The following is a 466-nucleotide window of genomic DNA, read 5'->3' as shown; positions in this document are numbered from 1 at the left end:
GCATGTGCTCCAGATGAATGCTCGAGTACGGCGCCTCACGCGGCACCAGGATCAACTGGCGGCGCTCCTTCAACGTCACGTCGGCGGCGCGCTCGATCAGGTTATTGCAAGCGCCGGTGGCAATCGCCGACAACGTTCCCGTGGAGCACGGCACCACGACCATTGCCGCCGGCGCACCGGAGCCCGAAGCCACCGGCGACATCCAGTCTTCCTTGCCGTAGACCTTGATCTGTCCCGCCGCCGCACCGGTGTACTCGGTGAGGAAGGCTTGCATCATCTGCACCTTGGCTGGCAGCGCGACATCAGTCTCGGTGGCCATCACCAACTGCGCGGCCTTGGAGATCAGAAAGTGCACCTCACGGTCTTCACGCACCAGGCAATCGAGCAGGCGCAAGCCATAGGGCGCGCCGGATGCGCCGGTCATCGCCAGGGTGACGCGCTCCGGGCCACTCATTTCAAGGCCTCG

At 64.8% G+C, this 466-nt stretch carries 1 protein-coding gene; it reads right to left on the bottom strand.

The window, feature by feature from the left end; genetic code table 11:
• Positions 1 to 454 (bottom strand): flavin prenyltransferase UbiX (locus FCS21_RS15985; RefSeq protein WP_138624498.1); only part of this gene is annotated, 454 nt, incomplete at its 3' end.
• Positions 455 to 466: the final 12 nt, after the last annotated feature.

The sequence above is a fragment of the Colwellia ponticola genome (assembly GCF_005885605.1).
Lineage (GTDB): Bacteria > Pseudomonadota > Gammaproteobacteria > Enterobacterales > Alteromonadaceae > Colwellia > Colwellia ponticola.
This window is presented reverse-complemented; position numbering and strand designations above follow the sequence as displayed.